This is a genomic window from Roseovarius salis (genome assembly GCF_044472985.1).
Taxonomy (GTDB): Bacteria; Pseudomonadota; Alphaproteobacteria; order Rhodobacterales; family Rhodobacteraceae; genus Roseovarius; species Roseovarius salis.
On sequence record NZ_JBISDG010000127.1, the window covers coordinates 1 to 268 of the forward strand.

1 protein-coding gene is annotated in these 268 nt (G+C 67.9%); it reads left to right on the plus strand.

Going from position 1 to position 268, the window contains the following annotated elements:
• Positions 1 to 268: hypothetical protein (locus ACH13J_RS18485; RefSeq protein WP_397544807.1), on the plus strand; the 268-nt coding region annotated here is incomplete at both ends.

Consider the following 268-nt stretch of genomic DNA (forward strand, 5'->3'; position numbering starts at 1 on the left):
TGGAACAGTCGCAGTGGTGGCCTCGCGAGCGGCTGGAAACGCTGCGGGTCGAGCGCCTGCGCGCGCTGCTCGGCCATGCCGCCACGCATGTTCCGTATTACCGCGACCTGTTCCGAAGCCTGGATTTCGATCCCCGGTCGGTGCGTGCGGTGACCGACCTGCAGCGCCTGCCCTTTCTCGACAAGCCGCTGATCCGCGCGAACACCGACGCCCTGAAGGCCGACGATGCACGCGGTCTGGCGCGTTTCAACACCGGCGGTTCGAGCGG